Here is a 26,005-nt window from a genome sequence, read left to right on the forward strand (position 1 = left end):
TTCGCTCCCGACGCACGTTGGAGCCACCGGTGGAAATCGAGATTGATCTCTTGGTCATGAACTAATCGCTCAGTGGCAATGGATTCATATCCGCTCAGCGGCAACTGCCTTGCCACTCTCGTTTGACAGAAGGGCTGCAAAATAGCGACGGATAAACCTCTCTGTAGGCACACTAGATTGTTAGCGCCATCAATTTGAAGTAGATTTGTATTTTTGAAATTTACAATAGGAACTGCATGGACCCGTCGCTTCTTCCTTCGCTCGCTTGGTTCGCCCATGTGGCTCACCACCGGAGCTTCACCAAGGCCGCCGCGGAAATGGGGGTCTCCCGGGCCAATCTGTCGCAGAACGTAAAGGCGCTTGAGCGTCGCCTGAACGTCAAGCTTCTGTATCGTACGACACGGGATATGTCGCTTACTGAGGAAGGGCAGCGCCTCTATGACGTGTGGTATCCGGCGCTGACCGCAGTGGAGCGTGCAGTGCATGAAATGCACGACGGGCGCGATGAGCCTTCAGGGCTGGTGCGGGTCAATACCTCACGGGTGGCGGCCCGAACATTGATCGAGCCATATCTGGAAGAGTTCAGCACGCGTTACCCCAAGCTTCAGTTGGAACTGGTCATGGACGACGCACTGGCCAATATCGTGGCCGACGGGTGCGATGCCGGCATCCGCATGGGAGAGAGCCTGGCCGAACATATGGTCGCCGTGCCGATATCTCCCCCGCTTGAGATGGCTGTTGTGGGCACCCCCGCATATTTTCAGCACTATGGGCGACCAGGCACGCCCGTTGATCTAGCAAAACACAACTGCCTGCGGTTTCGCATGCCGGGGGGCGCGATCCTGCCGTGGGACTTCACCGATCCTGGGGTGAATGGGCGCAGCTTCACCGTTGAACCACTGGGCAGTCTCATCACCAATGACGATGACGGCATGATCCGCAGCGCGCTACAGAACGTCGGTCTCATCCAGCATCTGGACATTGCCGTTCAGGCACGACTAGACTCGGGTGAATTGTCACGGGTGCTGCAACCTTGGTGCAAGCCCTTTGCCGGGTTCTTCATCTATGTCCCGACCCGCGCGCAGATGCCGGCAAAGGTGCGGGCATTGATCGATTTTCTAGTTGAGAAGCGCGAAGCCATGGCTAGTCGGAAAGGGCCTCCATCCAATCCGAGGCGGGAAGCTTGAACAGGCTGCTTGCACCTCATTGTCAATCCAGACTGAATACTGATGTACTATTTGCAAATCTTGGATTTCGAATGATTGCACCCAAGTTTTAAGGACCCTGCAATTTTGATTTTTTGGGCGCGTGCGCTGCGCCGAGGTTTCCAGATGACTGCCGAACACGCCACACTGTTCCAACCCTTTCACTTCGAAAATGGCCTGACCCTGCGCAACCGCGTAGTGATGGCCCCCATGACCACCTGGTCGGCCAACCCCGATGGCACCATCTCAGACGCGGAACTAGATTATTACCGCCACCGCTCTCAGGACGTGGGCATGGTCATCACCGGCTGCACGCATGTCACAGAGAACGGTATTGGTTTTACCGACGAGTTCGCCGCCTATGACGACCGTTTCATTCCAAGCCTGCGGCGTTTGGCCGATGCCGCCAAGAGCGGCGGCGCTCCGGCCATCCTGCAAATCTTCCACGCAGGCAACAAGGCAGTGGTGGAGGTTGTGCCGAATGGAGAACTGGTCAGCGCAAGCGCAGTAAATGCACTGGCTGGCCCCTTCAACCGTGGTGATGTGACGCCGCGGGCGTTGTCACATGAGGAAATCGTCGCGATGGTGAACGCCTTCGGCGAGGCCACGCGCCGCGCCATCGAGGCCGGTTTCAACGGCGTGGAGCTGCATGGCGCGCACGGCTTCCTGCTGCAAAACTTCTTCTCGCCGCGCTATAACCTGCGCGATGACGAATGGGGCGGCTCGCAGGACAACCGCATGCGTTTTGCTCTGGCTGTCGTGCGGGAGACGAAGCGGGTGATTGCTGCCCATGCCACGGGGCCGTTTACGCTCGGCTATCGCATCTCGCCTGAGGAGCGCGAGGACGGCGGCTATCGCGTGCCGGACATCTGCGCCTTGGTAGACGGGCTTGTTGCTGAAGGCATCGACTATCTGCACGTCTCGCTCAACGACGTTCTGGGCGCGCGCCCGCTGGGTGCCGATACCCGCCTGACCATAGAGCAGGTCATTGCGCATGTAGATAACCGCGTGCCGATGCTCGCGGCGGGCATGTTACGCACGCCGGAACAGGCACAGACTGCCCTGGATATGGGCCTTTCGCTGGCAACCATCGGCAAAGGGCTGGTCATGAACCCTGACTGGGTGGCATTGGCCCAAACGGGCAGCGATTCCGAGATTCGCCACGAACTGGATCTGGACGAGCGCGGGGCGATGTCCATTCCCGATGGCCTGTGGCAAGCCGTAGAGGCAGCGCCTGGATGGATTCCAGTGCGCGAAGAACGTCTTGCCGCGCGCGCCGGATGAACCGACAAGTTCGGTGCAACCGTAGCGCTCTTGCTCGACATGGCCACCAAGCTGGAAAATCCATATTCCCTATGCTGCACCCAATGCTGATTGAACGCAGCGAAGAGTCTCTGCTGCTGAACTAGCATGGCGTCCCTTGACGGTCTTGAGGTCGAACGCTGACCGCAAAAAATGCCCGGTCACGAGGACCGTACCGCGGTCTCGGTCAGCATTCGGCGGATCTGCCAGGGCTCTTTCGACCAGCTATCCTTGATCGCATCCCAGACCTGTTCCTGACGGGCGTGGTCCTGGGTGACGGTGAAACCCATAAGCTGTTCGAGCGTCATGCCGTCCTCGGCATAGACGTCGAGCAGTGCGGACGAGACCGATGCGAGGCGCAGCCGCTGCTTGACCACCTTAACATCGACGAAGAAGGCGGCGGCGATGGCTTCCTCGGTCATGCCCTTTTCGCGCATGGCCAAGAATGCGCGGAACTGGTCGAGCGGATGCAGCGGCGCACGCTCGATGTTTGCGGCCAGCGAAACCTCGTCGATGAGGATATCGCCGTTCGCTTCCGAGACCACGCAGGGCACCGGCGCGGTCTTCGCGAGGCGCTTCTGCTTGACTAGCAGTTCCAGCGCCCGATAGCGGCGCCCGCCGGCAGGCACCTCGAACATGCCAGTCTCATTGCCCTCGGCATCGAGAACGGGACGGACATGCAGCGACTAGATCAGACCGCGGCGGGCGATGGACTCGGCCAGTTCCTCGACCGAGATACCGGCTTTCACCCGCCTGACGTTGGACTGGCTCAACACCAGCTTGTTGAAGGGAATGTCGCGCGAGGACGCGAGAATGATCTTCTGAACGGCAGTGGCCATCAGTCTTACTCCGCGACGGGCGCCGAGAGCCTTTCTCTCGACCTCCAACCCGTCACGAAAAATCCATTCCTCCTCTCACTCTGATCCCGGCCCCGAACCGCCACGTCAGCTGGGAGGCCGACGCGGACAGCCGGGTGGACCGGCCGACTGCCCGGCAAGGCGATCACATGCCCGAAGCCTTGGTCCGGGCGGCTCGATAGAGAATGCGTTCCGCCGCGCGAATGCTGCCGGCCTGACGCGCCGCCTCGGCCCAGACGGAAATCGGGAAATCCCCGGTGAAGAGAAGATCCCGTTCGATGCCCATGTCGAACGGCAAACGGACCGCTTGCATCTCGGACAGGCTCCAGTAGCCCAGTTCGGGATAGCCGAGATCGGCAAGGCCGAACATGATGTCGCCGTCCTCGTCCAGTTCGGTGCCGAGCCAGACACCCGCACCAAGCGGATTGAAGAACTTCACGACGGGGATGTGGTCGACATCGTTCCGTGCGGCATTGGCAAGAAGCTAGTCGTGGTGCGCAGGGATCAGGAGGATCATGCCGCAGCCCTCCGGTCGATCGAAGAGTCCGTATCCGTCTCAGGAGCATCCTCATCCGGCACATGTGCCAGCAGCCAGTCAGCCGCCTTGCTGGCCTGCGATGCCGCACGAATGATGGCGCGGTTGTCCTCGCGCAGGCATTCCAATTATCCGCAGCAGGCCATAATGCGAAGGAAGGCGGCTGCGCCGCTTGAAATCCGTGGGATTCCAGCTTCTGCGGACGGGATTTGCTCAGCATTATTTTCTGCCTGACCTTTGCTGTCGTTTTGACAAGCAAAGGAACCAATGATGTTGAATGCTGATTGCAAGCTCATTGCGGAGCTAAGAACTGTACTGACCAGGCAACGATACAGCCCCGTGGTGATCGGGAACTACTGCGCCTATGCGCGCGGGTTCGTTGAATACCTTACTGAGCACGACATTCCGATTATGGATGTGTCCGACGATCAGGTGGCCGAGTACCTGCGATATGCGATCGCAATGTTCCGCAAACGCCATGGTCGGGCACCCGCGCGGTATTGGCACTCTATCCCGCGTTCCGGAATCCATGCCTTGTTGCGGCTCGCACAGGGTCAATGGCCGTCCCCGCCGAAAGCGACCTGTGCGGCCGACGCACTGCGCTTTGCCATCTGCGACGAGTACAAGATTTGGCTGCGCGAAGAACGAGGTCTTGCTACGGCCAGCATCGACGCGCTGATGTGGGAGGGCCGGAACTTTCTGGTCTGGCAGCTCGATCGGCACGGTCCCGATAGCCTGATGACGATGACCGTCAGCGACATCGACCGTTACATGGACACGCGCAGCCCTCATCAGACGCGCAGGTCTGTGAAGGATGTGGCGGAGCGGCTTCGCTCGATGTTGCGCTATCTCCATCGGACAGGGCGCGTCGCCATCGATTTATCGCCGCATGTCATAGCCCCTTTGCTCTATGCCTATGAAGGTGTGCCGTCGATCCTTACGCCCGATCAGATCGCCGCTGTTTTGCAGGCCTCGCAGGAGGACAAGACGCCAACAGGCCTGCGGGATCATGCCATCCTGCAATTGCTTGCGACCTATGGCCTGAGATCGAGTGAAATCTGCAATCTTCGGATCGGGGATATCGATTGGCGGGCGGAAGCGATCCGCATCAGGCATACCAAGACCCAGGCACGCTCATTCTTGCCCTTGATGGTGCCGGTGGGTGAAGCGGTGCTCGCCTATCTGCAGATGGGGCGGCCTGCGACTGATGCCCGCGAGATCTTCGTCCGAACACGCGCGCCTTATCGCAAGCTCGGCTTGCTGGCCAACGTGGTGCGGCGGCGACTTACAGCCGCCGGCGTCACGCCGGCCGGCAAGAACGGCTCCCATATCTTCCGCCATGCACGTGCAGTCGAAATGCTGCGTGCCGCTGTTCCCCAGAAGGTGATTGGCGACTTGCTCGGGCATCGCTCGACAGAATCCACGGCCCCCTATCTGAAGCTTGCCACCGAGGATCTCCGGCCCATTGCGCTCGACGTGCCGGGACGGGAGGTGCGGTCATGACGAGTTGGCCCGACCCTGAACGTAAACTGATCGCGCGGTACATTGCAGGTCTCAACCTGCGCACCACGAACAGCCCCATCTACTACAGGCAGGCGCTCAACATCTTCCAGGATGTTGCCGAACTCCACGTCAAGCTCGACAAGGACATGCTGGTGGCCTGGCTGCATGTATCGCCGGGCCGATGGGCCTCGACGACACGGCTGCACCGCACCCGGATTATCGGCCGGTTCCTCGATCACCTTGAAGAAATAGGAGCGATCGAACGCAATCCCGTCGCCGCGCTTCGTGAAGCTTGCAACATCAAACAGTGCAAGCCGGTATGGCGCGCTCTGGCCTCAAGTGATCCGGACAGCGCTCTTTCCGAACTATACCAGCTCAGGCCGTTCGACAGCGTGCTCGGCAAAATGATGGCCGAGCACGTCACGCTGATGCGTAACCGTGGTTACAAATACACTGCACAAACGGTGCGGCTATGGCGGCTCGACCGCTTCCTTCAGTTGAACTCGGAGCTTCAGGATCAGCCGCTTGAGGTGATGCTAGAACACTGGTCTGCCGCGAAGACCACGCGCAATCATCCGAATGAGTGCGAAAAGCTGAAGCGTGTCCTAGCGAAAATCCTGCGCCACAAGGACCCATCAATCCCGCCCCGCCGACCTGACCCCCGCCCGGAAAAGGAAGTGGTCAAGCATTGGCGAAAACCGCACATCTACACCCCCGCCGATGTGCGGTGCATGCTCGACATCGCGCGTTCTTACCCTTCACCACGAGCGCCTCTTCGCCCGTCGAGCATCTACACCATGCTGCTGCTCGCCTATTGCGTGGGTCTGCGGCGAAGTGAACTGGCCGGCCTCGATCTTGGTGACGTGGACTTCCAGGGCGGCACCATCACCATCCGACGGACCAAGTTCTACAAGACCAGGATCTTGCCGCTTCCCGATAGCGTGATGGGCGAGCTTCATTCATATATCGAAGCGCGCCACCGCGCCGGTGGGGCACTTGATCCGCGCGCTGGCCTGTTCTGGCACGAAGACCGTGGTGAGCGCTATACGAAGCAAACTGTCGGCTGGCTGCTCGTTGATGTCATACGCCGTGCCGGGCTGAAACCGCCTCGGGGCCGGACGGGGCCTCGCCTGCACGACCTACGGCATTCGATGGTCGTGAACCGGATTATCGAATGGTATGAGGCAGGCATCAACCCACAGGATCGCCTGCCGTTCCTCGCCACTTATCTCGGCCATCGGGACATCAACTCGACCCTGGTCTACATCACCGTCACGCAGGACCTGCTGCATCACGCCAATGGCGGTTCCGAGTGCTGGGCGCGCCATGCCTCAACATCGGGCCGGAGGTGCGAGCATGACCAGGAGCAATCAGTTCCCGTGGTTGATGCGGGCGTTCTTTTACGAATGGCTGGTCGAGCAGCGCAATGCCTCCATCCATACGGTGCGGTCGTATCGCGATGCCTGGCGGCTCTTCCTTCGATTTGCTGCACAGCGCTCAGGCAAGAAGGTGGCGATGATCACGCTGACCGATCTGACCGCCGGAGAGGTCATCGCGTTCCTCGGTCACGCCGAGCACGAACGCGGCGGCACGATCGGCACGCGAAACTGCCGGCTTGCAGCGATACGCAGCTTCTTCAACTTCGTTGCGACCAGGGATCCCGGATCGATCGCCCAATGCGTCGAAATCCTCCACATCCCGATAAAACGCGGACCCGTCTCGGAACCATGCTATCTGGACCAGGCAGACGTGGCGGCGATCCTGGCTCAGCCCGATCGTTCGACACTCGAAGGTATGCGCGATCACGCCTTGCTCTCGTTCCTCTACAACAGCGGCGCGCGAATACAGGAAGCGCTCGATCTGTGCCCCGATGCGATCCGGTTCGACAGTCCGAGTTGCGTTCGCCTCACCGGCAAAGGTCGAAAAGAGCGCATCTGCCCGCTCTGGCCCGAAACAGTGATGTTGTTGCAGAAGCTGCTCGAACGGCAACCGCGGGTGCCAGGCCAGAGACTGTTCGTCAACCGCTATGGCGAACCGCTAAGCGCATCGGGGGTCCGGTTCAAGCTTGCCGCCTATGTGAGGGCGGCGGCAAAGACCACGTCAACCCTGTGCGACAAGCATGTGACGCCGCACGCCTTCCGGCACGCAACCGCCGTGCACCTTATCTCGGCGGGTGTCGACGTCACGGTCATCCGTAGCTGGCTCGGTCATGTGAGTCTCGATACGACGAACCACTACGCCAGAGCCAATCTCGAAACCAAGCGCAAGGCATTGGAAAAGGTCAGTGTTCCCGAAACACCCGGCCACCAGCCCTCTTGGAAACGCGATACGAGCGTTCTCGCCTGGCTCGATACGCTCTGAAATAATGCGGAGGAATGCGGCCAGAAACCCCGGACTTCCGGCAAGCTAGTCGCCTTCCTTCGCATTATCGGCTGCTGCGGATAACTGGAATGCCTGCGCGAAGACGACCGCACCATCATTCGCGCGGCGTCGCAGGCCAGCAAGGCGGCCGACTGGCTACTGGCGCATGTGCCGGACGAGGAGGTTCCTGAGAGATGTGCTGCCCGAATCGGGTCGCGCGTCTGACGCGTCTTGCCGGGATCAAGGCGCAGATCGGCTACAAACGCCGTTCCGGCATCTATGGCGGCAGGCCTGCCGTCGCTATCGACAACACAATCGACCGGCAATTTGACGTAGCGGCTCCGGACAAGGCCTGGGTCACGGACATCACCTACAGTGCGCCTCGTCCGGATGGTCCGGGGTGCATATGACTGGAATGCTTTGAGAAAGGAGGGATTTGAAGAAATGCCCTGCTCCCTGCTGTGAGGGAGCATGAGCCCAAGCGGCGGTGACCTGTCGTCAACTGGCAGGGTGACGTAGCCCGCAGGTAAAGGGAATTGGGGCGAAGCCGTTACGCCGAGATGGTTCCCGAGGCTGTAGCACTGGAAGGTTGAGGAACACGAACCGGTTAATCCGCATCCGAGGGCTGAAATGTCGCCTTCGCCTACACGGCTTAACAGGCGAAATGCTGATGAGGTCGCCGGAGACGTATGTCGGTGGCATCCGAATGTGGGCGTATATGTAGGTCGCCTGCAGGGAGCCATGGGGACAACACAGCCAGACCATGGCAGCGGCATCGACTTGCGGGACGCAAGGACAAGGACTGCGACCGGCAACCTCCCCAGTGCGTGGAATGTCCAGCATATGAACGCGGGAAGGCGTGATGGAATGCCCAAGATGTACCGCGTCGCAAGGGAGTTGACCCTGATGTCCATCATGCTGGCGGAGTTCCCGTAGTAGTCCGCGGCAGGGAAAGCCTGTCACATGGCGAAGGGGAACAGTTCAATCTGCTTGGAGTCAAATTACCTGACCAAATGAGGTGAAGACCTTTGATAATCAGCGAAATGCAGCACAAGCTCGCAACATGGGCTGAAAGCGACCCGGACCGGCGGTTCGATCGTCTTCTTCGGCTCATTGCCGATCGGGAATGGCTTGCGGAGGCCGCCCGGATCGTTCTGGCGTCGAGTGGCGCCCGGACGCCGGGCATTGACGGAATGGATAAGCAACGGATGCAGGCCGGGCTGGATCGCCATCTGGCCGACCTGCGGACGAACCTGCTGAAGGGCACCTATCGCCCGAAGCCGGTCAAGCGGATCTATATCCCGAAAGCCAATGGCAAGCTACGACCACTGGGTATACCAACCCTGACAGACCGTATTGTCCAGCGTGCCATGCTGATGGCCATGGAGCCGATCTGGGAAAGCGACTTCTATCGCTTGTCCTATGGCTTCCGGCCGGAACGCAGCGTGCACCATGCCGTTCGCACCGTGAAGATACAGCTTCAGGATGGCATGGATACGACGAGGGGCCGCTGGATCATCGAAGGTGATCTGGCGAGCTACTTCGACACCGTTCATCATCGGCTGCTTCTGCAATGCGTGCGGCGGCGGGTGCGGGACGGACGGTTTGTCGATCTTCTCTGGCGAATCCTCAAGGCGGGTCATGTTGACCGTGGCCTGTTTGCGGCTTCCAGCGAGGGTGTTCCGCAAGGCGGCGTGTTGTCGCCGCTCCTGTCCAACATCATGCTCCACGAGTTTGAAGCGTGGCTGGAGGCGAAATACCTGAACCGGAAAGCCCGCAAGGATCGCTGGGCATGGAACTTCGGCATTCAGCAGGGACGCCCCATAACGGTTCGAGAGAACCGGCAATGGAAACCTGCGATTGCCTATTGTCGCTATGCTGATGACTTCGTCGTCATCGTCAAGGGGACGAAGAGCCATGCCGAGGAAATCCGCGAGGAATGCCGGGCCTTTCTGGAAGACCGCCTGAAGTTGACGTTGAATATGGAGAAGACCCATATCACCCACGTCGATGACGGGTTCGTCTTTCTGGGGCATCGGATCATTCGCAAGCGAGGGCCGAACGGGCACATGTCCGTCGTTACGACAATACCTAAGGAAAAGGCCAAGGCATTTGTGCGCAAACTGACCGAGACCCTTTCCGGTAATCATGATGTCGGCAAGGTCGACATGGTGGACCGCCTGAACCGCCAACTGGCGGGCTGGGCAGCCTTCTACAAGTTCACCGACTTCACAGCGCGCATCTTCCGGCGCATCGACCATGTCGTGTTCTGGAGACTGGCGCACTGGCTGGCGCGAAAATATCGGTCACGCATCAAACCCTTGATGCGGAGCTGGTATCGAGCACCAGAGGCGGGCAAGGCAAAAACCTGGCTCGTCTACGGACGAAGTGAGCGTGGAGACCGTGTCGGAAAGGCTCTGCGCCGAATGATGTCGAGTCCCAAGGCGCAGTTCCGATGGCGGAATCCGGAGATCAATCCATACATCTTCCGGAGCGAAACTCGCAGCACCGTCACCTCGAACTATCATGATGTTGCCATGGCCATGGGCCAGGACTGAATAGAGAGCCGTATGCGCTGAAAGGTGCACGTACGGTTCGGGGAGGAGAAGCGCATCCGCGCTTCTTACTCCACTCCGAACCTGCGAGGGCTTCGCTTACCTTGCGGTCGTCATCGACCTCTATTCCCGCCGGGTCATCGGCTGGGCGATGCAGGGCCGCCAAACCACGGACGTCGTATTGCAGGCTCTGCTCATGGCGGTGTGGAGACGCAAGCCGAAAGACGAGGTGCTGATCCACTCGGATCAGGGCTCGCAGTTTACCAGCATGGACTAGGCCTCGTTCCTCAGGCACCGCAATCTGGTTCATTCGATGAGCCGACGCGGCAACTGCCATGACAACGCGGTGGCCGAGAGCTTCTTCAATCTTTTGAAGCGGGAGAGGATACGTCGCAGGGTCTATCGTTCACGCGATGAAGCTCACCAGGATGTGTTCGATTACATCGAGATGTTCTACAACCCGAAGCGCAAGCACGTCAGAAACGGAATGCTGTCGCCCGTCGAGTTCGAGAAGCAGCAGAAAATCTAACCCGAGGGTGTCTACGAAAATCGGGGTTATTCAAGGCCCGGTCTCGTCGCTGTCCTGGGTGGGAAGGGTAAAGGCTGGACTCGACATGTGCTCTCCTTTTGGTATGATTTACATCGTACCTATCAGCTTTTAAGGTACGATATAAATCATACCTTTGAGATATTCCCATGGATCAGGAAAGTCATCCGAAAGAGGATGAGATTGTGCTTGGTACTGTTTTGTCGGCATTGGCCGATCCTTTGCGGCGGCGTGTAATCATGGAATTGACGCAGGCGCCGTCCGGAACGGAGCGGACCTGCGCGTCCTTTGGCCTGCCGGTTAGTAAGGCGACACTGACGCATCATTTTCGCGTTCTTCGCGAGGCAGGATTGATCCGTCAGGTCGATCGCGGCAACAGCCGAGCGGCAGCGCTCAGGCGGGAAGAGATCGACAAACGCCTGCCGGGTTTGCTCGATCTTGTCGTCGCAGAAAAACCAACCGTCTGATGTATTGAATCACGCCGAAACGGATCGCCGCATCTCGTCGGCGAGATCGAGCAGGTTTCGGAGGGCAGCATTTCGGTTGAACGGCGACCATATGGCTGAAAACACGATGAGTTCGGGTTCGTCGGCAATGGGCAGGAAGCGCACGCCCGCGACGACCGAGAGGCTCGATGCAGCTCCGAGCAAGGTGATGCCGAAGCCTTGCCCGACCATAGACAGCAGCGAGGCGCGTTCGACGCCGACACGCAGGATCGACGGCACGGGCCACTGACCAGACAACCGCATAAGGATATGGTCGTGGACTTGTGGGCCAGGGCCGCCAGGCCGAACGAGAAAAATTTCTCCGGCGAGATCAGCCCAGGTGACGTGCTCTTGCACGGCGAGCGCATGACTATCCGGCAGCGCCGCGACCAGCGGCTCCTGCCAGATCGGCCGGGAATGGCAATCCGGCGGGTCCGGTGTACCCACCACGAAGGCAATATCGATTTGATCGGCGCGCAGGTGCATGAGCGCTTCCCGCGCGGTGCTTTCCGCGATTTCCATCTCGATACCAGGATAGATGCTCCGGTATTGGCCGATCAGATTGGCAAGGAAGCTGTGCGGGATCAGGCCATGGACGCCGACGCGCAGGCGGCCGCATTCTCCCAAGGCCGCCATGCCCGCGGACTTTACTGCATGGTCAAGGTGTTCGACGCCAGCCGATACCCTCTCGACAAAAAGGCGTCCGGCCTCGGTGAGCCGGACGCCTCTTGTGTTGCGCTCGAACAGGAGGATACCGAGATCCTCCTCCAGCGCCTTGATCCGTGCGCTGACGCTCGACTGGCTGACGCCGAGCGCATTGGCGGCCCGGTAGAAGCTGAGGTGTTCGGCGACGGCAAGCGTCTGGATGAGCGATGCGAGGGGGATGCGCGAACCGAGTGCGCTCCGCATCCCTCCCTGGCGATCAATCATCGGTGCAGAACGCCGCCGCATTGCTTAAATCACCACGTTCAATTCGTGTGGCGCCCATAGACGGCTAGGCGCACCAATAGGATCGCTGCGATGACGGCGGCGGCAACATTGTAGCTCATGCCGGAGACGAAGGCGGTGGCGTAGCGCGCAGCTTGTCCTTCCGATCCTGCCCCGAGCGTCGCCCCGAACAGGATGCCGACTGCTGCTACACCGAGCGCCGCCCCGACCTGTTGGAGCGTTGAGATTACCCCCGAGGCCATGCCAGCCTGCAGTTCTTCCACGAAGCCGAACACGAGGTTGAGCAGCGGCGTCATGATCATCGCCTGCGCCCCCCCGATGACGACCAGTGCCGGGATGAGGTGCACCACCACCAGATCGCCCCCCGCGCTCCAGACCTGTCCGATCAGCACGCCGAACGAGATTGCATAAACCAGCGCGCCCATCGCGATGGCCGGCGTCCCGAAGCGCGCAACGAGGCGCGCCGCGCTCAAGGAGAGGATCACAAAAGCGATGGAGCACGGCACGAAGACGCTGCCCGCCTCGAACGGACTCAGCCCGAACCCGGTTTGCACCAGAAGCGCAAAGCAGACCAACCGTAATACTGCACGAGTGGGACTTAGTTCCAGAATAAGATCATCTCCCTCTCGCCTTTAGGCTTTGAACTGACATTCAAGCACACCATCGATCGTTTCAACGAGATCTAGGCTACTATGCAGAGTTAAACATGCTTTATGTGAGGCGTGCATATTGCATCGATCGTTTGTATAGTCCATTGGATGTCAAGTTGCCGACTTCCTCCGACTATCCATTTGAGGGTCTCAAATTGTCTGTCAGTAGCTTTCTCCTGCCGGATTGCCTACCCGGGTCCCGTGCCCTCATTTAGGGCACGGGTACATAGCGTCGCGTTCGTCGGCGGCCTCCGACGTGCTCCGACCTCCTACTTTTGAGCGAAAATCCATACGCCCTCCGGGGGGAACTCGGCATACACTGTGCCGGGTTCTAGGCGTTTGGCACCGTTTGCCTTGGCCACAAAGTCTCCACGGTGTATGCGATACTCCCAGCGGTCTCCGAGGTAGACGCTGTCGTCCAAATGCATTTCCAGCCGATGGGCCCCGGGCTCGGTCTGCACCTTGATCTGTTCGACCCGAATGACGGCCTGCGCATCGGTCGATGGCGCGAAGTTATGGCGTTCGCGTGCGACGCCATTGAGTGCCCACCCCTCACCACCGATCTGGACGGACGCTCCACTTACAGAAATGACTTTGCCCTGTGCTATGTTATTCGCACCAAGAAAATCGGCAGCATAAAAGCTTGTAGGATTTGAATAGATCTCGTGTGGCGTCCCTTCTTGCACAATCTGACCATTTTGCAAAAGCAGGATTCGGTCCGCTGCAGCCAACGCTTCAGTTTGATCGTGTGTTACGAGAATCGCGCAAATCTCGAGATCCAGAATTAGCTTACGGATCCAGTATCGCGCCTCTTCGCGCAATTTTGCGTCAAGGTTTGAAAGCGGCTCGTCGAGAAGAAGTACGCGCGGCTCATAGACCAGCGCTCGGCATATGGCCACGCGCTGCTGCTGGCCACCGGAGAGTTGACTTGGATACCGGTCCGCGAGATGACTGAGACCTAGACGCTCGAGAATGTGGTGGATGCGCTGTTCCATGTCCAGCTTCGAGACGCCGCGCAGTTTTAGACCGTAACCTACATTCTCCATTACTGTTCGATGCGGCCATAGAGCGTACGATTGGAATACCAGCCCGATATTTCGTTTTTCGGGCGGGAGTAGAATGCGCTTCTTGTCGTCTAATGCAATTTTGTCGCCGATGCGGATGTGGCCAATTTCTGGCTGCTCCAACCCGGCAATACAGCGCAGGAGCGTCGTTTTTCCCGAGCCGGACGCGCCGAGTAGTGCAACGATCGAGCCGCGCTCAGCAGTGAACGAGGCACCCTTGAGGATTTGCAAACCGCCGAGCCATTTTTGGACATTTTCTACAACAAGTTCAGTCATGAATACGTGCTCCTAGGCGAAGCGCAAGCGTAAGCCCCGCCCCCGTTAAGATGATGCTGATGAGGGCCAAAGCGGCGATGGTGTTCATAGCGCCTGCACTGAGCAGCGAGATCATAAGTGAGCCTATCACCTCTGTGCCAGCCGACATGAGATACACGCCGGTGGCGTACTCTCGAAGGAATATGATCATGATCAACACCCACGAACCTGCAATTCCGGGGCGAACTATCGGAATTACAATGTCGCGCCAGGTACGACCGATCGTGGCGCCGGTGGTACGAGCTGACTCCTCGAGTTCTGGGGAAACCTGAAGCAGCGTTCCTTGCAGAAGCCGCAACCCATAGGAAAGCCCGACGACAAGATATGCGATAAACAGGCCGGCGAGAGTCAGTCGCAGTGGTGTCAGGAAGGGAACAAAGAGGAATAGCCACATAAAGGCCAAGCCGATCACTAGTCCGGGCAGCGCACGAGGAAGCAGAACGATATAATCGAGGACAGTGTTAGATAGGCCGTGATTTCTATGTCCCGCTAAACCGACCGCTAGATAGATCCCGACCGCTATTGCACCCCCAATAACTGCCAGAAGCAGGGTATTGATGATACCTCGAACGAGACTCGGAACTCCTAGAATCTGTTCGAAATTGGCAAACGTCAGTCGCTCTAGCAGGTTGACGCCTTCGCCCCAGGCATCAACGAAAGCTCGGATTGTTATTCCGCTGATCGGCAAGACCACCGAGACAAACAGCCAAACTCCGATAATCGACAGCGCAAAAATTTGTCCGCTACGACCAAGCTTTAGGGTGGAAACACGCGAGCCTTTTCCTCCAAGTGCGGCGTACCGCCTTGCGTTGCGCAACAGGCGGCGCTGCATCCACACGAGCGGAAGGGTAATGAGCATTAGAACGACAGCCACAACGGCCATGAGCTGATAAGTCGGCGCGCCGAAGAGAGTCGTCAACTTATACATGTAGGTCGTGAGCACCATGACGCCACTCGGATCGCCAAGAATCAACGGGATGCCGAAGATTTCAAAACCGAGCAGGAGATTGAGCGCCGCTGCGAAGATCAATGCCGGAAGCACTAACGGCAACGTCACGTCCCGAGAGACCTGCCAGATACTAGCGCCGCTGGTTCTCGCGGCCTCCTCCAAGTCCGAAGGTAGGTTCCGCATGGCGGCCGACACATATAGATAGACATGTGGAACGTGACTAAGGCCTGCAATCACGATCATACCGGATAAGCTGTAGATGTTCCAAGGAACGAAGCCCAGGACGTTTCGTAAAGCAAGCGAAACGAATCCCATTGGGCCGACGGAGACGGTATAACCAAACGCGAGGACAATAGAGGAGATGAACATCGGTACGAGAACGAGAATCTCGAGCGATCGTTTGAATTTAATGTCAGTTCTGGTGATTAGAAAGGCTAACAATCCTCCTAGTGGCACGGCAATGGCCACCATTCCAACGGCAAACAGCGTTGTGGTGCCAAGGGCCTTATAGAAAGCAGGATCGGTAAAGACGTAGCTATAAGCGTCGAGTCCGATCTTTGCGCGCGGACTAAAGAAAGGTCCGGAGAGGAAGCTCTGATACACGATCAGTCCCACCGGGCTGAGGACTACCAGCGCCAATAAGCCGATCACACTAACCCTATAGGCGCTTGCGTTGCCCGATAAGGGTGGGGGGCTGGGCGTGGAATATGAAACATTGTGGCCGGCCGCACTTTCGATGCGCCCTTCTGCTTGTAGGGTCATGATAAACACTCAGAGTTAGTTGAATTCAAAGGTCGAACGCACATTGCGCGCTCGACTTTTGTTCGGTTTAGCGACCAAGCGCTGATTTCCACTGGTTAAAGAACTCGACCCGCTTGGCAGGATCCATGTATTCGAGCAAGCGATCGGCTTCAAATTGCCCCCGACACGCTCGGTAAGACTGTTGATGTTAAGGCCAACGGTTGTATCACTGCGTACCGCCGGCATGCCGCTCGCCGCCGCTGCGGACTGACCTTCCTCAGAAAGCATAAAATCCAAAAAGAGTTTGGCTGCGTTCGGATGCGGAGCGTCCTTGACAACGAACGCCAACCGAGAAAATGCAGGCGTATAGTCAGTCATAAAATGCACGCCGAGATTGGGACTTTCGTCGACCCATTTCAGCGCGTAAGAGCCGATGATACTGAGCGCGATGCTGTTCTCGCCAGAAACGACGGTCTCCTTCATGTTACCCGCGCTTGAATAGACCTTTGCTCCCACCTCGCCCATTGCCTTGACGAGATCCCAGAAATCTGCCCGTTCTCGGACATCGTTAGTCTGAAACAGGAATGCCGCTCCGGCTCGTTCTGGATCGTATGTAGCGACTTTTCCCTGAAGCTTAGACTTATTGTCACGTAGGAACGCTATCAGATCGCCATATTGGCGTGGCAATTGACCTTCAGTAAAAGCCCTTTTGTTATATATTAGCCCAACTGGCTCAACTGTAGTCGCGTAGAGGGTATCGTTATAATTTGCCCATGCTGGAATATTTGTACTTTCTGGAGATTTATACACATCGGCATAGCCATCCTGAACCAACGTCATTTGTAGGTCCATTGCCGAGCTCCAAACAATATCGGCTTGGGGTTGCCGCGCGGCGGACTCTGAGATGACACGATTGTAAGCATCGGTGGTGTCCATATCGTTGTAGTCTACGGCGATGCCATACTTACGAGTGAATGCATCTAAAAGCCGCTGCGCTAGCTCCGTATCTGTAGCGGTATAGACCGTCACAGATCCCTCCTTCTTCGCGGCTTCGGCTATGCTTTCCGTCTGCGATAACGCAGGTGCTGCTGACGCCGCGAAAAAAGCGAGTGCTCCCGCAAGGCACCTGAATCCGTTTTTAAGTCGTTTCATCAGTCTCTCCCATTCTCCGGATCGAACATTCGAGGTCATCCTCCATGAATACGAGGTCCTGTGATCCGAGCCAGTGCATCATAGAACTGGCATGCCAGTAATTCAAGGCCCTTTTGTATGTCAGGATTGAAGCAAGCAAAAATTAGCGAATATCGTCGTAAGAATGGAGAAAATGGTCGAATCTGCGAATTTATTGGTTGCTTGGTCCGACGGAATTGAGGCATATCTGGTATGCCAGTATAGGAAATTGCAAAAAATTGATTGAAAGCGGCGCACGCGCAATGAGCCGTCCGGTCCCAACGAGGAGAATTTTAGTGAGACAGTCACCGCCAGCGCGTCCTGGGATGCTAGTGTCAGATGCGGAAACCCCATTCTTATTACTCGACGTCGATAACTTCGAGGGAAACCTTGCCTGCCTGAGCACGATGGCAACGGCCGCCGGAATTAAGGTTCGCCCGCACGCGAAGACACATAAGTCATCAGTCATCGCGCAGAAGCAGATGAAGTACGGAGCTATCGGCGTATGTGTGCAAAAGGTTGCCGAGGCAGAGGCTCTGGCCTGGGGCGGCGTTACCGATATATTGGTGACAAATCAGATCATCGCGCCCGACAAGATAGCTCGGCTCGCAGCTTTATCGTCGGTAGCTGACGTTGCGCTATGCGTCGACGATATTCGTCAGGTCGATGTTATCGAGTCGGTGGCAGCCACAATGTCTATCCGGATGAACTTATTCATCGAGGTCGATGTCGGTGGAGGAAGATGTGGGGTAAATACGGGAGAAGCGGCCATCGAACTAGCATCGCGTATCGCGAAATCAAAGCACCTTAAATTTGGTGGGATACAAGCCTATAACGGGAAAGCTCAGCATATAGCGTGCTATGAGAGACGAGAGGAACAGGCAAGCCGCGGTGCAGAAAAGTGCAGCGACATGCTCGATGCTATGACGCGAGTCGGTATAGAATGCCGAACTGTTTCGGGCGGGGGAACGGGAACCTTCGAATTTGACATCGAAAGTGGAGTATATACGGAGATTCAACCGGGAAGCTACTGTTTCATGGATGCGGATTATACGAAGAATCGGGATAGAACAGGCGCTACATCAAGCCTATTTCAGCAGTCGTTGTTTGTTGTTTCCTCGGTCATCAGCACCCCTCGCCACGGTGTCGTGGTCCTTGACGCGGGTCATAAGTCGATAGCGATAGATCGCGGCTTTCCGGTAGCGTTAGGTCGTCCAGACTTCGAGATAGTGTCGGTTTCGGACGAGCATACAAGAATAGCAGTCAGAGAAGCGACTTCGAGCGCAAATATTGGAGAAAGGATCAAACTAGTACCAGGGCATTGCGACCCTACCGTGGACAGGTTTGATTGGTATGTTTGCGCACGGGGCGAAAGGGTCGTAAGTCTTTGGCCGGTAAGTGCTCGTGGGGCGGTATACTAGATGTTCGGCGAGCCGTTGGGTAGAGTAGAGATTATTAGATGGAGTAGTGCGGTTTGAGAGCAACATCGCAACTGGAAACAAGAAGATGAGCGGCGATATATTTGGATGTACGTCGTGCCTGTGGCCTGACGCTCAATCGACAGGCGAGAAATGAAGAGCACCATTTCATCGCCACCTTCCAGCCTAGATCGCGACACGGCCTACACCCGCATTCGCGAGCTTATATCGACTGGTGATCTTAAGCCTGACGAGCCTCTTTCTGAACGCAGCCTTTCGGTCACGCTCGGGCTCGGCAGAACGCCAATCCGAGAAGCGATTCGAGCACTTGTAGTCGATGGACTAGTCGAGATCGTGCCGCAGCGCGGAACTTTTGTGCGTCGCCTCACTTTGGATGATCTACGAGAGATATTCGAGATTAGGCTCGCCCTTGAAGGGATTGCCGCATTCTTGGTAGCCCAGCGTGGCGCAACACCGGGTCTAAAGAACGCCGCCGTGACGTTGCGAGACCTATATATCGAAACGGAATTGGACGTGGAACTTTCTCAGCGGGCCTCTTGGTGCTTTCATGATGAGCTTATCCGAGCAACACGGAATACGCGACTGTTGAGGAATTACAACGATCTTCGTGCGCAAAGTGGTCTTGTGTTGCAAGCCGTCCCAAACTACGACGCCCAACGTACAAGAGAATCGATAGGTGAGCATTTGAACGTCTATGATGCAATAGTTAGCGGCGAGTCTGTTGAGGCGCAAAAGAGGATGTGGAACCACCTCAATAATGCGTGGCACGCCCGCCTCGATTTCTTGAAAGCGATTGGAAGTTTTTCGACGTAACCAATATCACACGTTGTCGGTATATTGATCCGAGACGGGCTACGACCTATGAGCGGTAGAGTAAAATCGTCCTGCATTGGTAAGCAGTGTATGTCGGTGTTTGGGTATTCCGTCGACGTCTAAGCTAGGCACCGGACCGCATTATAGCCGGTAGCCGTCGTTTCAAGTGGACGATTTTGCGATAAGGCGATGATGCAGCGCAAGTCATGAGAGTGTGCACGTCACACTTACTAGCGCTCTACTTTCAATTTTGAATGTATCTTGTTCAATCGTGATCTGCGACCGACCGCGCAGTCTGGCCCAAATGCTCTCCGATATACGTCGCCAAGCAATGTAACGCGTCACTAGATTCGGCAGCAGGTAGCCGCACCTCCAAGTACCCGAGCGAGGGCAATCCTTCTGCGTTTCCCAGCAGCCGAATCTCGCTTGGAAGTGTGCTATGCGCCATCGCGGTGGCGCCGAGACCTGCCCTGACTGCAGCAACAATGGCACTGTGACTCGAACTTAGATAAGTGATACGGCAAGGCTTCGCCTCCTGCTCCATCTGATGCAACATTCGCCGCCGGTAAATGCATGGTGGCGGCGCAAGCACCAGCGGCAGGGGGCTTTGCATGTGCCCGAAATGATCCGCGCTTGTGAACCATACCAAAGGCTCCGTGTGGATCGATTTGCCTCCACCGGCGTGAGTATCATCATGCAAAGCGACGACCAGATCGAATTCGCCATTCTGCTGGCGAGCAAGAAGGTTCTTGCTGAGATCGCTAGTGACTTCCAGCATGACATTGGGATGGGCTTGCGCGAAGCGCCCCAGCAGATGCGGTAGGAGGGAATCGGTATATTCGCTCGGTGCGCCAAGCCGCACCCGGCCGGACACTGAGGGGCTTTGCATTAATGCGAGAGCCTCATCGTTCAGGGCCAGCATCCGGCGCGCATATTGCGCGAAGGTCCGTCCTTGCGCAGTGAGTTCCAGGTTGCGGGCATCGCGCTGAAACAGCCGCGCGCCGACCACATCTTCCAGCCGCTTGATCTGGAGGCTGACGGCCGACTGCGTGCGCCCCACCATCTCTGCCGCGCGCGTGAAACTGCCGCCGTCTATTGCCTTGACGAAGCTGCGCATCAGATCTGTCGGGATGTTCCGCATGGCCGATCCTATCATGAATGATCCTCATGCTAACATAAGAACTATGAAGTTCAATAATGCTCGTCCTTCGATATCCTCGCCCGAAAGATCAGCAGCCTGCGCTGCGCATCGTCATCTTGAGGAGAAAGACATGACCGACAGCACCACCCAGCTTTCCGTTTTCGACCCGGCCCTCTGGGCGACCATTCAGGCCGAGGGCCGTCGCCAGGAGGGCGAGATCGAACTGATCGCCTCGGAAAACCATACCAGCCTGCGGGTCATGGCGGCGCAGGGTTCGGTGCTGACCAACAAATATGCGGAAGGCTATCCGGGCAAGCGCTACTATGGCGGCTGCGGCGAGGTGGACGTGGTCGAACAGCTTGCCATCGACCGCGGCAAGTGGCTTTTCGGCGCCGAATTCGCCAATGTGCAGCCCCATTCCGGCGCACAGGCGAACGGCGCGGTGATGCTGGCGCTGCTCCAGCCGGGCGAGACCATTCTCGGCATGTCGCTTGATGCCGGCGGCCATCTCACCCATGGCGCCCGGCCGGCGCTCTCCGGCAAGTGGTTCCGCGCCATCACCTACGGCCTGACGCCAGACGGGATAATCGACTACGAGCAGGTCGCATCGCTGGCCGGGGCCGAACGCCCGAAGCTGATCATCGCCGGCGCCTCGGCCTATTCCCGCGTCATCGACTTCGCCCGCTTCCGCGCGATTGCCGACAGCGTCGGCGCCCTCCTGATGGTCGACATGGCCCATATCGCCGGCCTCGTCGCGACCGGTCATCATCCGAACCCGATGCCGCATGCCCATGTGGTGACGTCCACGACGCACAAGACGCTGCGCGGTCCGCGCGGCGGCATTATCCTCACCAATGACGAGACGATCGCCAAAAAGATCAACGCGGCCGTTTTCCCCGGCCTTCAGGGTGGCCCGCTGATGCATGTCATCGCCGCCAAGGCCGTCGTTTTCGAGGAAGCCCTGCAACCCGACTTCACAGACTATGCCGGGCAGGTCGTCGCCAGCGCCAAGGCGCTTGCCGAGGTTCTGGTCGCGCGCGGCGCGGCCATCGTCTCGGGCGACACCGACAATCACCTGATGCTGGTGGACCTGCGTCCGTTAGGCCTCAAGGGCAACGAGGCGGCCGACGCGCTGGAGCGCGCCGGCATCACCTGCAACAAGAACGGCGTGCCGGGCGACCCGGAAAAGCCGACCGTCACCTCCGGCATCCGCCTCGGCACGGCCGCTGGCTGCTCGCGCGGCTTCGGCACGGAAGAGTTCCGTCAGATTGGCCACTTGATCGGCGATGTGCTGGATAGCCTGCGCAGAGGACCGGACGCCGCAGTCGAAGAGGCCGTGCATCAAAAAGTTTCGGAGCTCTGCCGCGCATTCCCGATCTACGGAGGCATGGCGGATGTCTAATTTCGACCTCGGCGTCATCGGCGCGCGCCGATACGCGAAGGCGTGCTGCTTCTCGCAACCGAAACCGGCGGCGGCCCGGTCGGACAGGTGACCTCCGGCGGGTTCGCCCTCACCGTCACACGCCTGTCTCGATGGGGTTTGTTCCATCGATCTCTGCGGCGTGGGCATCCCGCTATTTGCTGAGGTGCGCGGGAAGCGCCTTCCCGTCTCCGTCTCGTCCCTTCCCTTCATCACCCAATGCTACAAGCGCATCTGAGGAACACGTCATGCTGAAATTCACCGAAGACCACGAATGGCTGAAGATCGAGGGCGAGTTCGGCCCCATCAGCTTCGATCCAGGCGCTGATCTCGTCTTCGATTACAGACCGCCCTTGCCGGGTCATGCCAACGGCATGGTCTTCACGGCGCGCGCGCCGGCGGAAGATATCCTGCTGCGGCAGGTCTGGTACTCGATCGGCGGCGGCTTAGTCGTCAATGAAGACGAGCTTTCCGGCGTGCCGGCTTCCCGGGACACCGCGACGGAGGCCGTGCCCTACCCCTTCACGTCCGCCACGGCGCCGACCTTGAGCCGAGACTGGAGCAGTTGCAGGCCGCGATGGACGATTGTCTCGACCGCGGCCTTCGGCAGGACGGGATTCTGCCTGGGGCCTATCTGTGCGGCGTCGCGCCCGCAGCCTGTACCAGCAATTGCTGAACGAACGGGGCAGCAACCAGGCCCAGCCGCACGCGGCCACCGACTGGCTGCTCGTCTATGCCATGGCGGTCAACGAGGAGAATGCGGCCGGCGGGCGCGTCGTAACGGCACCGACCAATGGTGCGGCCGGCGTTGTGCCCGCCGTGCTGCGCTACTACCGCGACCATTGCATCGGGGCGAGCGCTGAAGGGGCGCGGCGATTCCTGCTGACGGCCGCCGCCATGGCCGCCGCTGGGCTTTGCGCCGCATTGGGCGGCAGCAACGAGCAAGTCGAGAACGCCGCGGAAATCGCGCTCGAATATCATCTCGGCATGACCTGCGATCCGGTGGCCGGGCTCGTCCAGGTACCCTGCATCGAGCGCAACGGGCTTGGCGCCATCAAGGCAGTCTCGGCGGCAAGCCTTGCGCTGCGCGGCGACGGGCAGCATTTCATGCCACTCGACAATTGCATCGAGACGATGCGTCAGACCGGGCGGGACATGGCTGAAAAATACAAGGAGACGTCGATCGGCGGGCTCGCGGTAAATCTGCCTGAATGCTGATCTCAACTGTGCATTTTCATCCCCGTGGCAGAGCTTCTTCGCCGGTAATCAATTAAGTCATAAAGGAACGAGTTTGGAGCTTGTGACAGCAGTGCCGCTCGGGTTCGATTCGCTCAGACGGCAGTCTCCTTGGAGACAGTTTGTTTTTTCCGACTTTGGACGATGTTAGAGCGTTTTCCGATCAGTTTGGGTCATATCCACATGATCTGAAGTAGTTTGCGCATTCATTGGGTTGGAATATATCGGCGAGTTTTCCGATCCTCTCCCAGAGGCCGCTCACGGTTCGCTCTCCTGCCTTGCATGCGCAGGCGCTCGCCTTTCTGACAGCGGCCATGGCTGCGGGTCATATTGGTAGCGGTCCACGTTTCATCGATGAAGACAAGGTGTTGGTTTCCACGCGGAACTGAGCCGGTTTTTCCACCGAGAAGTGAGCCACCTCTGAGTATGGTTTTCTGATCAGGCTTTGGTCAAGGTATTGGCTTTTTCTCCTCTCTTGTGTGCTGCTGCGGCCGAGCTGGCTTTGAAGCGGAAGCTGTCGTTCCCCGTTTCCAGGATATGGCAACGGTGGGTCAGGCGGTCGAGCAGAGCCGTGGTCATCTTGGCATCACCGAAGACGGTCGCCCATTCGCTGAAGCTGAGGTTGGTGGTGATGATGACGCTGGTGCGCTCATAAAGCTTGCTCAGCAGGTGGAAGAGCAGTGCTCCGCCGGACGCGCTGAACGGAAGGTATCCGAGCTCATCCAGGATCAGCAAATCGAGACGAACCAGTGTCTCAGCAATCTGGCCCGCCTTGCCTTTGGCCTTTTCCTGCTCGAGCGCATTGACCAGTTCGATGGTCGAGAAGAAGCGCACCTTTCGGCGGTGATGCTCGATCGCTTGGACGCCAAGGGCTGTCGCCACATGTGTTTTGCCTGTGCCCGGCCCGCCGACAAGAACGATATTCTGCGCTCCGTCCATGAACTCGCATCGGTGCAGTTGGCGCACTGTCGCTTCGTTGATCTCGCTGGTGGTGAAGTCGAAGCCGGAGAGATCCTTGTAGGCCGGGAAGCGGGCAGCCTTCATGTGATAGGCGATCGAGCGAACCTCGCGCTCGGCCATTTCGGCCTTCAGCAACTGGGACAGGATGGGTACGGCCGCATCGAAAGCTGGCGCCCCTTGCTCGATCAGGTCGATGACGGCTTGAGCCATACCGTGCATCTTCAGGCTACGGAGCATGATGACGACGGCTGCGCTGGCAGGATCATGACGCATGGCGACCTCCTGCGATCCGGACGCGCAAGCCATCGTAGCGCTCGACATTGGCCTTGGGTTCGCGAAGCAAGGTCAACGCCTGCGGCGTGTCGATGTCGGGACCGTCGGTCGTCTTGCCGTCGATTAGCCTATGCAGCAGATTCAGGACGTGCGTTTTGGTCGCCACGCCTTGATCCAGAGCCAGTTCTACAGCTCTGACAACAACCTGTTCGTCATGATGCAGGACGAGAGCAAGAATATCAACCATCTCACGATCACCGCCGGAGCGGCGAAGCATCTGGTCCTGCAGTTGCCGAAAGGCCAGCGGCAATTCCAGGAAGGGCGCACCATTGCGAAGGGCACCGGGCTTACGTTGGATGACCGCAAGATAATGCCGCCAGTCGTAAATCGTTCGCGGCGGTTTGTCGTGGCTGCGTTCTATGATCCGAGGATGTTCGCATAGAATATTGCCTTCGGCCGCAACGACCAGCCGCTCGGGATAAATCCGCAGACTGACGGGCCGGTTCGCAAATGATGCTGGCACACTGTAGCGATTACGCTCGAAGGTGATCAGGCATGTCGGTGAGACGCGCTTGCTCTGCTCGACGAAGCCGTCAAACATCGCGGGCAATGCCATTAAAGCGGGCTGCTCATCAACCCAAACATCGCGATCGAGCCGGGCAGGCTTCCATGCGGTGTCTCCTGCCACAGGTCCTGGCAATGCTGTTCCAGCCAGGCATTCAACGCCTGTAAATCCGGGAAGTCCGGCATCTGTTGCCACAGCCGCGGTCGGGCATCCTGAACATTCTTCTCGACCTGTCCTTTCTCCCAGCCCGCGGCAGGACTGCAGAACTCTGGTGCAAAGAAGTAGTGGTTCGTCATCGCAAGGAACCGGATATTGACCTGTCGCTCCTTGCCGCGGCCAACACGATCAACCGCTGTCTTCATGTTATCGTAGATGCCGCGAGCAGGGACGCCGCCGAACACACGGAAGCCGTGCCAATGGGCGTCAAAAAGCATCTCGTGCGTCTGCAGCAGGTAGGCCCTGACCAGAAACGCGCGACTGTGCGATAGCTTGATATGCGCGACCTGCAGCTTCGTCCGCTCACCGCCGATGACGGCATAGTCCTCACTCCAATCGAATTGGAATGCTTCGCCTGGGCGGAAAGACAGCGGAACGAATATGCCTCGGCCCGTCGTCCGCTGCTCCCGTTGTCGATCCGCCCGCCACTCACGGGCGAACGCGGCGACCCGACCATAGGAGCCGGTAAAGCCGAGGGCCACCAGATCGGCATGAATCTGCTTCAGCGTTCGGCGCTGCTTGCGCGACTTCCCGGCCTCAGTCTTCAGCCAGCCAGCCAGTTTGTCGGCAAAAGGATCAAGCTTGCTCGGTCGTTCCGGTACCGTGAACGTCGGCTCGATCGTACCAGCGCTCAAATACTTAGCAATCGTGTTGCGTGACAGGCCAGTGCGACGGCTGATCTCGCTGATCGACTGCTTCTCGCGAAGCGCCATCCGACGGATGATGTTTAAAAGTCCCATGTGGATCACTCCGTT

16 protein-coding genes and 9 pseudogenes are annotated in these 26,005 nt (G+C 58.3%); 14 read left to right on the forward strand and 11 right to left on the reverse strand.

Features of this window, described 5'->3' with window-relative positions; translation table 11 throughout:
* Positions 1–236: 236 nt before the first annotated feature.
* Positions 237–1,187, forward strand: a complete 951-nt coding sequence (locus K1X45_RS09155) for a LysR family transcriptional regulator (RefSeq protein WP_220158650.1) — start codon at positions 237–239, stop codon at positions 1,185–1,187.
* Between the two features lie 144 nt (positions 1,188–1,331).
* Complete coding sequence (locus K1X45_RS09160) at positions 1,332–2,489, forward strand: NADH-dependent flavin oxidoreductase (RefSeq protein ID WP_220158651.1); 1,158 nt, start codon at positions 1,332–1,334, stop codon at positions 2,487–2,489.
* A 182-nt stretch (positions 2,490–2,671) separates the two neighbouring features.
* Here the strand turns inward: K1X45_RS09160 and K1X45_RS09165 are convergent.
* The 3 pseudogenes from K1X45_RS09165 to K1X45_RS09175 form a co-directional block, all read right to left on the reverse strand.
* Positions 2,672–3,346, reverse strand: a pseudogene (locus K1X45_RS09165) (ParB/RepB/Spo0J family partition protein); the annotation flags it as partial.
* A gap of 163 nt (positions 3,347–3,509) precedes the next feature.
* A pseudogene (locus tag K1X45_RS09170) lies at positions 3,510–3,881 on the reverse strand (DUF2958 domain-containing protein).
* A pseudogene (locus tag K1X45_RS09175) lies at positions 3,878–4,027 on the reverse strand (antirestriction protein ArdC); the annotation flags it as partial. The pseudogenes K1X45_RS09175 and K1X45_RS09170, both read right to left, overlap by 4 nt.
* Positions 4,028–4,169: 142 nt before the next feature.
* Between K1X45_RS09175 and K1X45_RS09180 the strand changes: the two are divergent.
* The 8 genes and pseudogenes from K1X45_RS09180 (at position 4,170) to K1X45_RS09210 (ending at position 11,332) form a co-directional block, all read left to right on the forward strand.
* Positions 4,170–5,402 (forward strand): site-specific integrase, encoded by a 1,233-nt coding sequence (locus tag K1X45_RS09180; protein WP_220160444.1) that lies wholly within the window; start codon positions 4,170–4,172, stop codon positions 5,400–5,402.
* Between the two features lie 797 nt (positions 5,403–6,199).
* Positions 6,200–6,619: pseudogene (locus K1X45_RS16020) on the forward strand (tyrosine-type recombinase/integrase); the annotation flags it as partial.
* A 139-nt stretch (positions 6,620–6,758) separates the two neighbouring features.
* Positions 6,759–7,763 carry a tyrosine-type recombinase/integrase gene (locus K1X45_RS09190; protein WP_220158652.1) on the forward strand — a complete coding sequence of 335 codons (1,005 nt, stop codon included), beginning with the start codon at positions 6,759–6,761 and terminating at the stop codon, positions 7,761–7,763.
* A gap of 84 nt (positions 7,764–7,847) precedes the next feature.
* A pseudogene (locus K1X45_RS16025) lies at positions 7,848–7,988 on the forward strand (antirestriction protein ArdC); the annotation flags it as partial.
* Positions 7,955–8,137 (forward strand): annotated as a pseudogene (locus tag K1X45_RS09195) (IS3 family transposase); the annotation flags it as partial. The pseudogenes K1X45_RS16025 and K1X45_RS09195, both read left to right, overlap by 34 nt.
* 654 nt (positions 8,138–8,791) lie before the next feature.
* Positions 8,792–10,321: a group II intron reverse transcriptase/maturase gene (gene ltrA / locus K1X45_RS09200; RefSeq protein WP_255560371.1), complete on the forward strand. Its 1,530-nt coding sequence runs from the start codon at positions 8,792–8,794 to the stop codon at positions 10,319–10,321.
* A 64-nt stretch (positions 10,322–10,385) separates the two neighbouring features.
* Positions 10,386–10,847, forward strand: a pseudogene (locus tag K1X45_RS09205) (IS3 family transposase); the annotation flags it as partial.
* 167 nt (positions 10,848–11,014) lie between these two features.
* Positions 11,015–11,332, forward strand: a complete 318-nt coding sequence (locus K1X45_RS09210) for a helix-turn-helix transcriptional regulator (protein ID WP_220158653.1) — start codon at positions 11,015–11,017, stop codon at positions 11,330–11,332.
* 9 nt (positions 11,333–11,341) lie between these two features.
* On the opposite strand, the gene K1X45_RS09215 is transcribed toward K1X45_RS09210, so the two are convergent.
* The 5 genes from K1X45_RS09215 to K1X45_RS09235 all read right to left on the reverse strand — a co-directional run bounded on the left by K1X45_RS09215 (position 11,342) and on the right by K1X45_RS09235 (position 17,169).
* Positions 11,342–12,280 carry a LysR family transcriptional regulator gene (locus K1X45_RS09215; protein ID WP_255560372.1) on the reverse strand — a complete coding sequence of 313 codons (939 nt, stop codon included), beginning with the start codon at positions 12,278–12,280 and terminating at the stop codon, positions 11,342–11,344.
* A gap of 38 nt (positions 12,281–12,318) precedes the next feature.
* Positions 12,319–12,873 carry an MFS transporter gene (locus K1X45_RS09220; protein WP_255560373.1) on the reverse strand — a complete coding sequence of 185 codons (555 nt, stop codon included), beginning with the start codon at positions 12,871–12,873 and terminating at the stop codon, positions 12,319–12,321.
* A gap of 344 nt (positions 12,874–13,217) precedes the next feature.
* Entirely contained in the window at positions 13,218–14,288 is a 1,071-nt protein-coding gene (locus K1X45_RS09225) for an ABC transporter ATP-binding protein (RefSeq protein ID WP_220158654.1), read from the reverse strand.
* Positions 14,281–16,038, reverse strand: coding sequence for an iron ABC transporter permease (locus K1X45_RS09230; RefSeq protein WP_220158655.1), 1,758 nt, complete (start codon positions 16,036–16,038; stop codon positions 14,281–14,283). The genes K1X45_RS09225 and K1X45_RS09230 overlap by 8 nt, the downstream gene beginning before the upstream one ends.
* Positions 16,039–16,053: 15 nt before the next feature.
* Complete coding sequence (locus K1X45_RS09235; RefSeq protein WP_255560374.1) at positions 16,054–17,169, reverse strand: ABC transporter substrate-binding protein; 1,116 nt, start codon at positions 17,167–17,169, stop codon at positions 16,054–16,056.
* A 344-nt stretch (positions 17,170–17,513) separates the two neighbouring features.
* On the opposite strand from K1X45_RS09235, the gene K1X45_RS09240 reads away from it, so the two are divergent.
* Positions 17,514–18,608, forward strand: coding sequence for a DSD1 family PLP-dependent enzyme (locus tag K1X45_RS09240; RefSeq protein ID WP_255560375.1), 1,095 nt, complete (start codon positions 17,514–17,516; stop codon positions 18,606–18,608).
* Between the two features lie 150 nt (positions 18,609–18,758).
* Positions 18,759–19,439 (forward strand): GntR family transcriptional regulator, encoded by a 681-nt coding sequence (locus K1X45_RS09245; protein WP_220158657.1) that lies wholly within the window; start codon positions 18,759–18,761, stop codon positions 19,437–19,439.
* Between the two features lie 265 nt (positions 19,440–19,704).
* Here K1X45_RS09245 and K1X45_RS09250 read toward each other — a convergent pair whose 3' ends face one another.
* The gene (locus K1X45_RS09250) at positions 19,705–20,595 is read right to left on the reverse strand and encodes a LysR substrate-binding domain-containing protein (protein WP_220158658.1); all 891 of its coding nucleotides are present in this window, start codon (positions 20,593–20,595) and stop codon (positions 19,705–19,707) included.
* 115 nt (positions 20,596–20,710) lie between these two features.
* Between K1X45_RS09250 and glyA the strand changes: the two genes are divergently transcribed.
* On the forward strand, positions 20,711–21,982 hold the full coding sequence (gene glyA, locus K1X45_RS09255; protein ID WP_220158659.1) for a serine hydroxymethyltransferase: 1,272 nt from the start codon (positions 20,711–20,713) through the stop codon (positions 21,980–21,982).
* Between the two features lie 296 nt (positions 21,983–22,278).
* A pseudogene (locus tag K1X45_RS09260) lies at positions 22,279–23,218 on the forward strand (L-serine ammonia-lyase, iron-sulfur-dependent, subunit alpha); the annotation flags it as partial.
* A 456-nt stretch (positions 23,219–23,674) separates the two neighbouring features.
* On the opposite strand, the gene istB reads toward K1X45_RS09260, so the two are convergent.
* Together istB and istA are read right to left on the reverse strand one after the other, a co-directional pair.
* Positions 23,675–24,469, reverse strand: a complete 795-nt coding sequence (gene istB / locus K1X45_RS09270) for an IS21-like element helper ATPase IstB (RefSeq protein ID WP_220158660.1) — start codon at positions 24,467–24,469, stop codon at positions 23,675–23,677.
* Positions 24,459–25,990, reverse strand: a pseudogene (gene istA / locus K1X45_RS09275) (IS21 family transposase). Before istA ends, istB begins: the two are co-directional and overlap by 11 nt.
* Positions 25,991–26,005: the final 15 nt, after the last annotated feature.

Origin of the sequence: Pseudochrobactrum sp. Wa41.01b-1, from assembly GCF_019464455.1 — a bacterium.
Taxonomy (GTDB): domain Bacteria; phylum Pseudomonadota; class Alphaproteobacteria; order Rhizobiales; family Rhizobiaceae; genus Pseudochrobactrum; species Pseudochrobactrum saccharolyticum.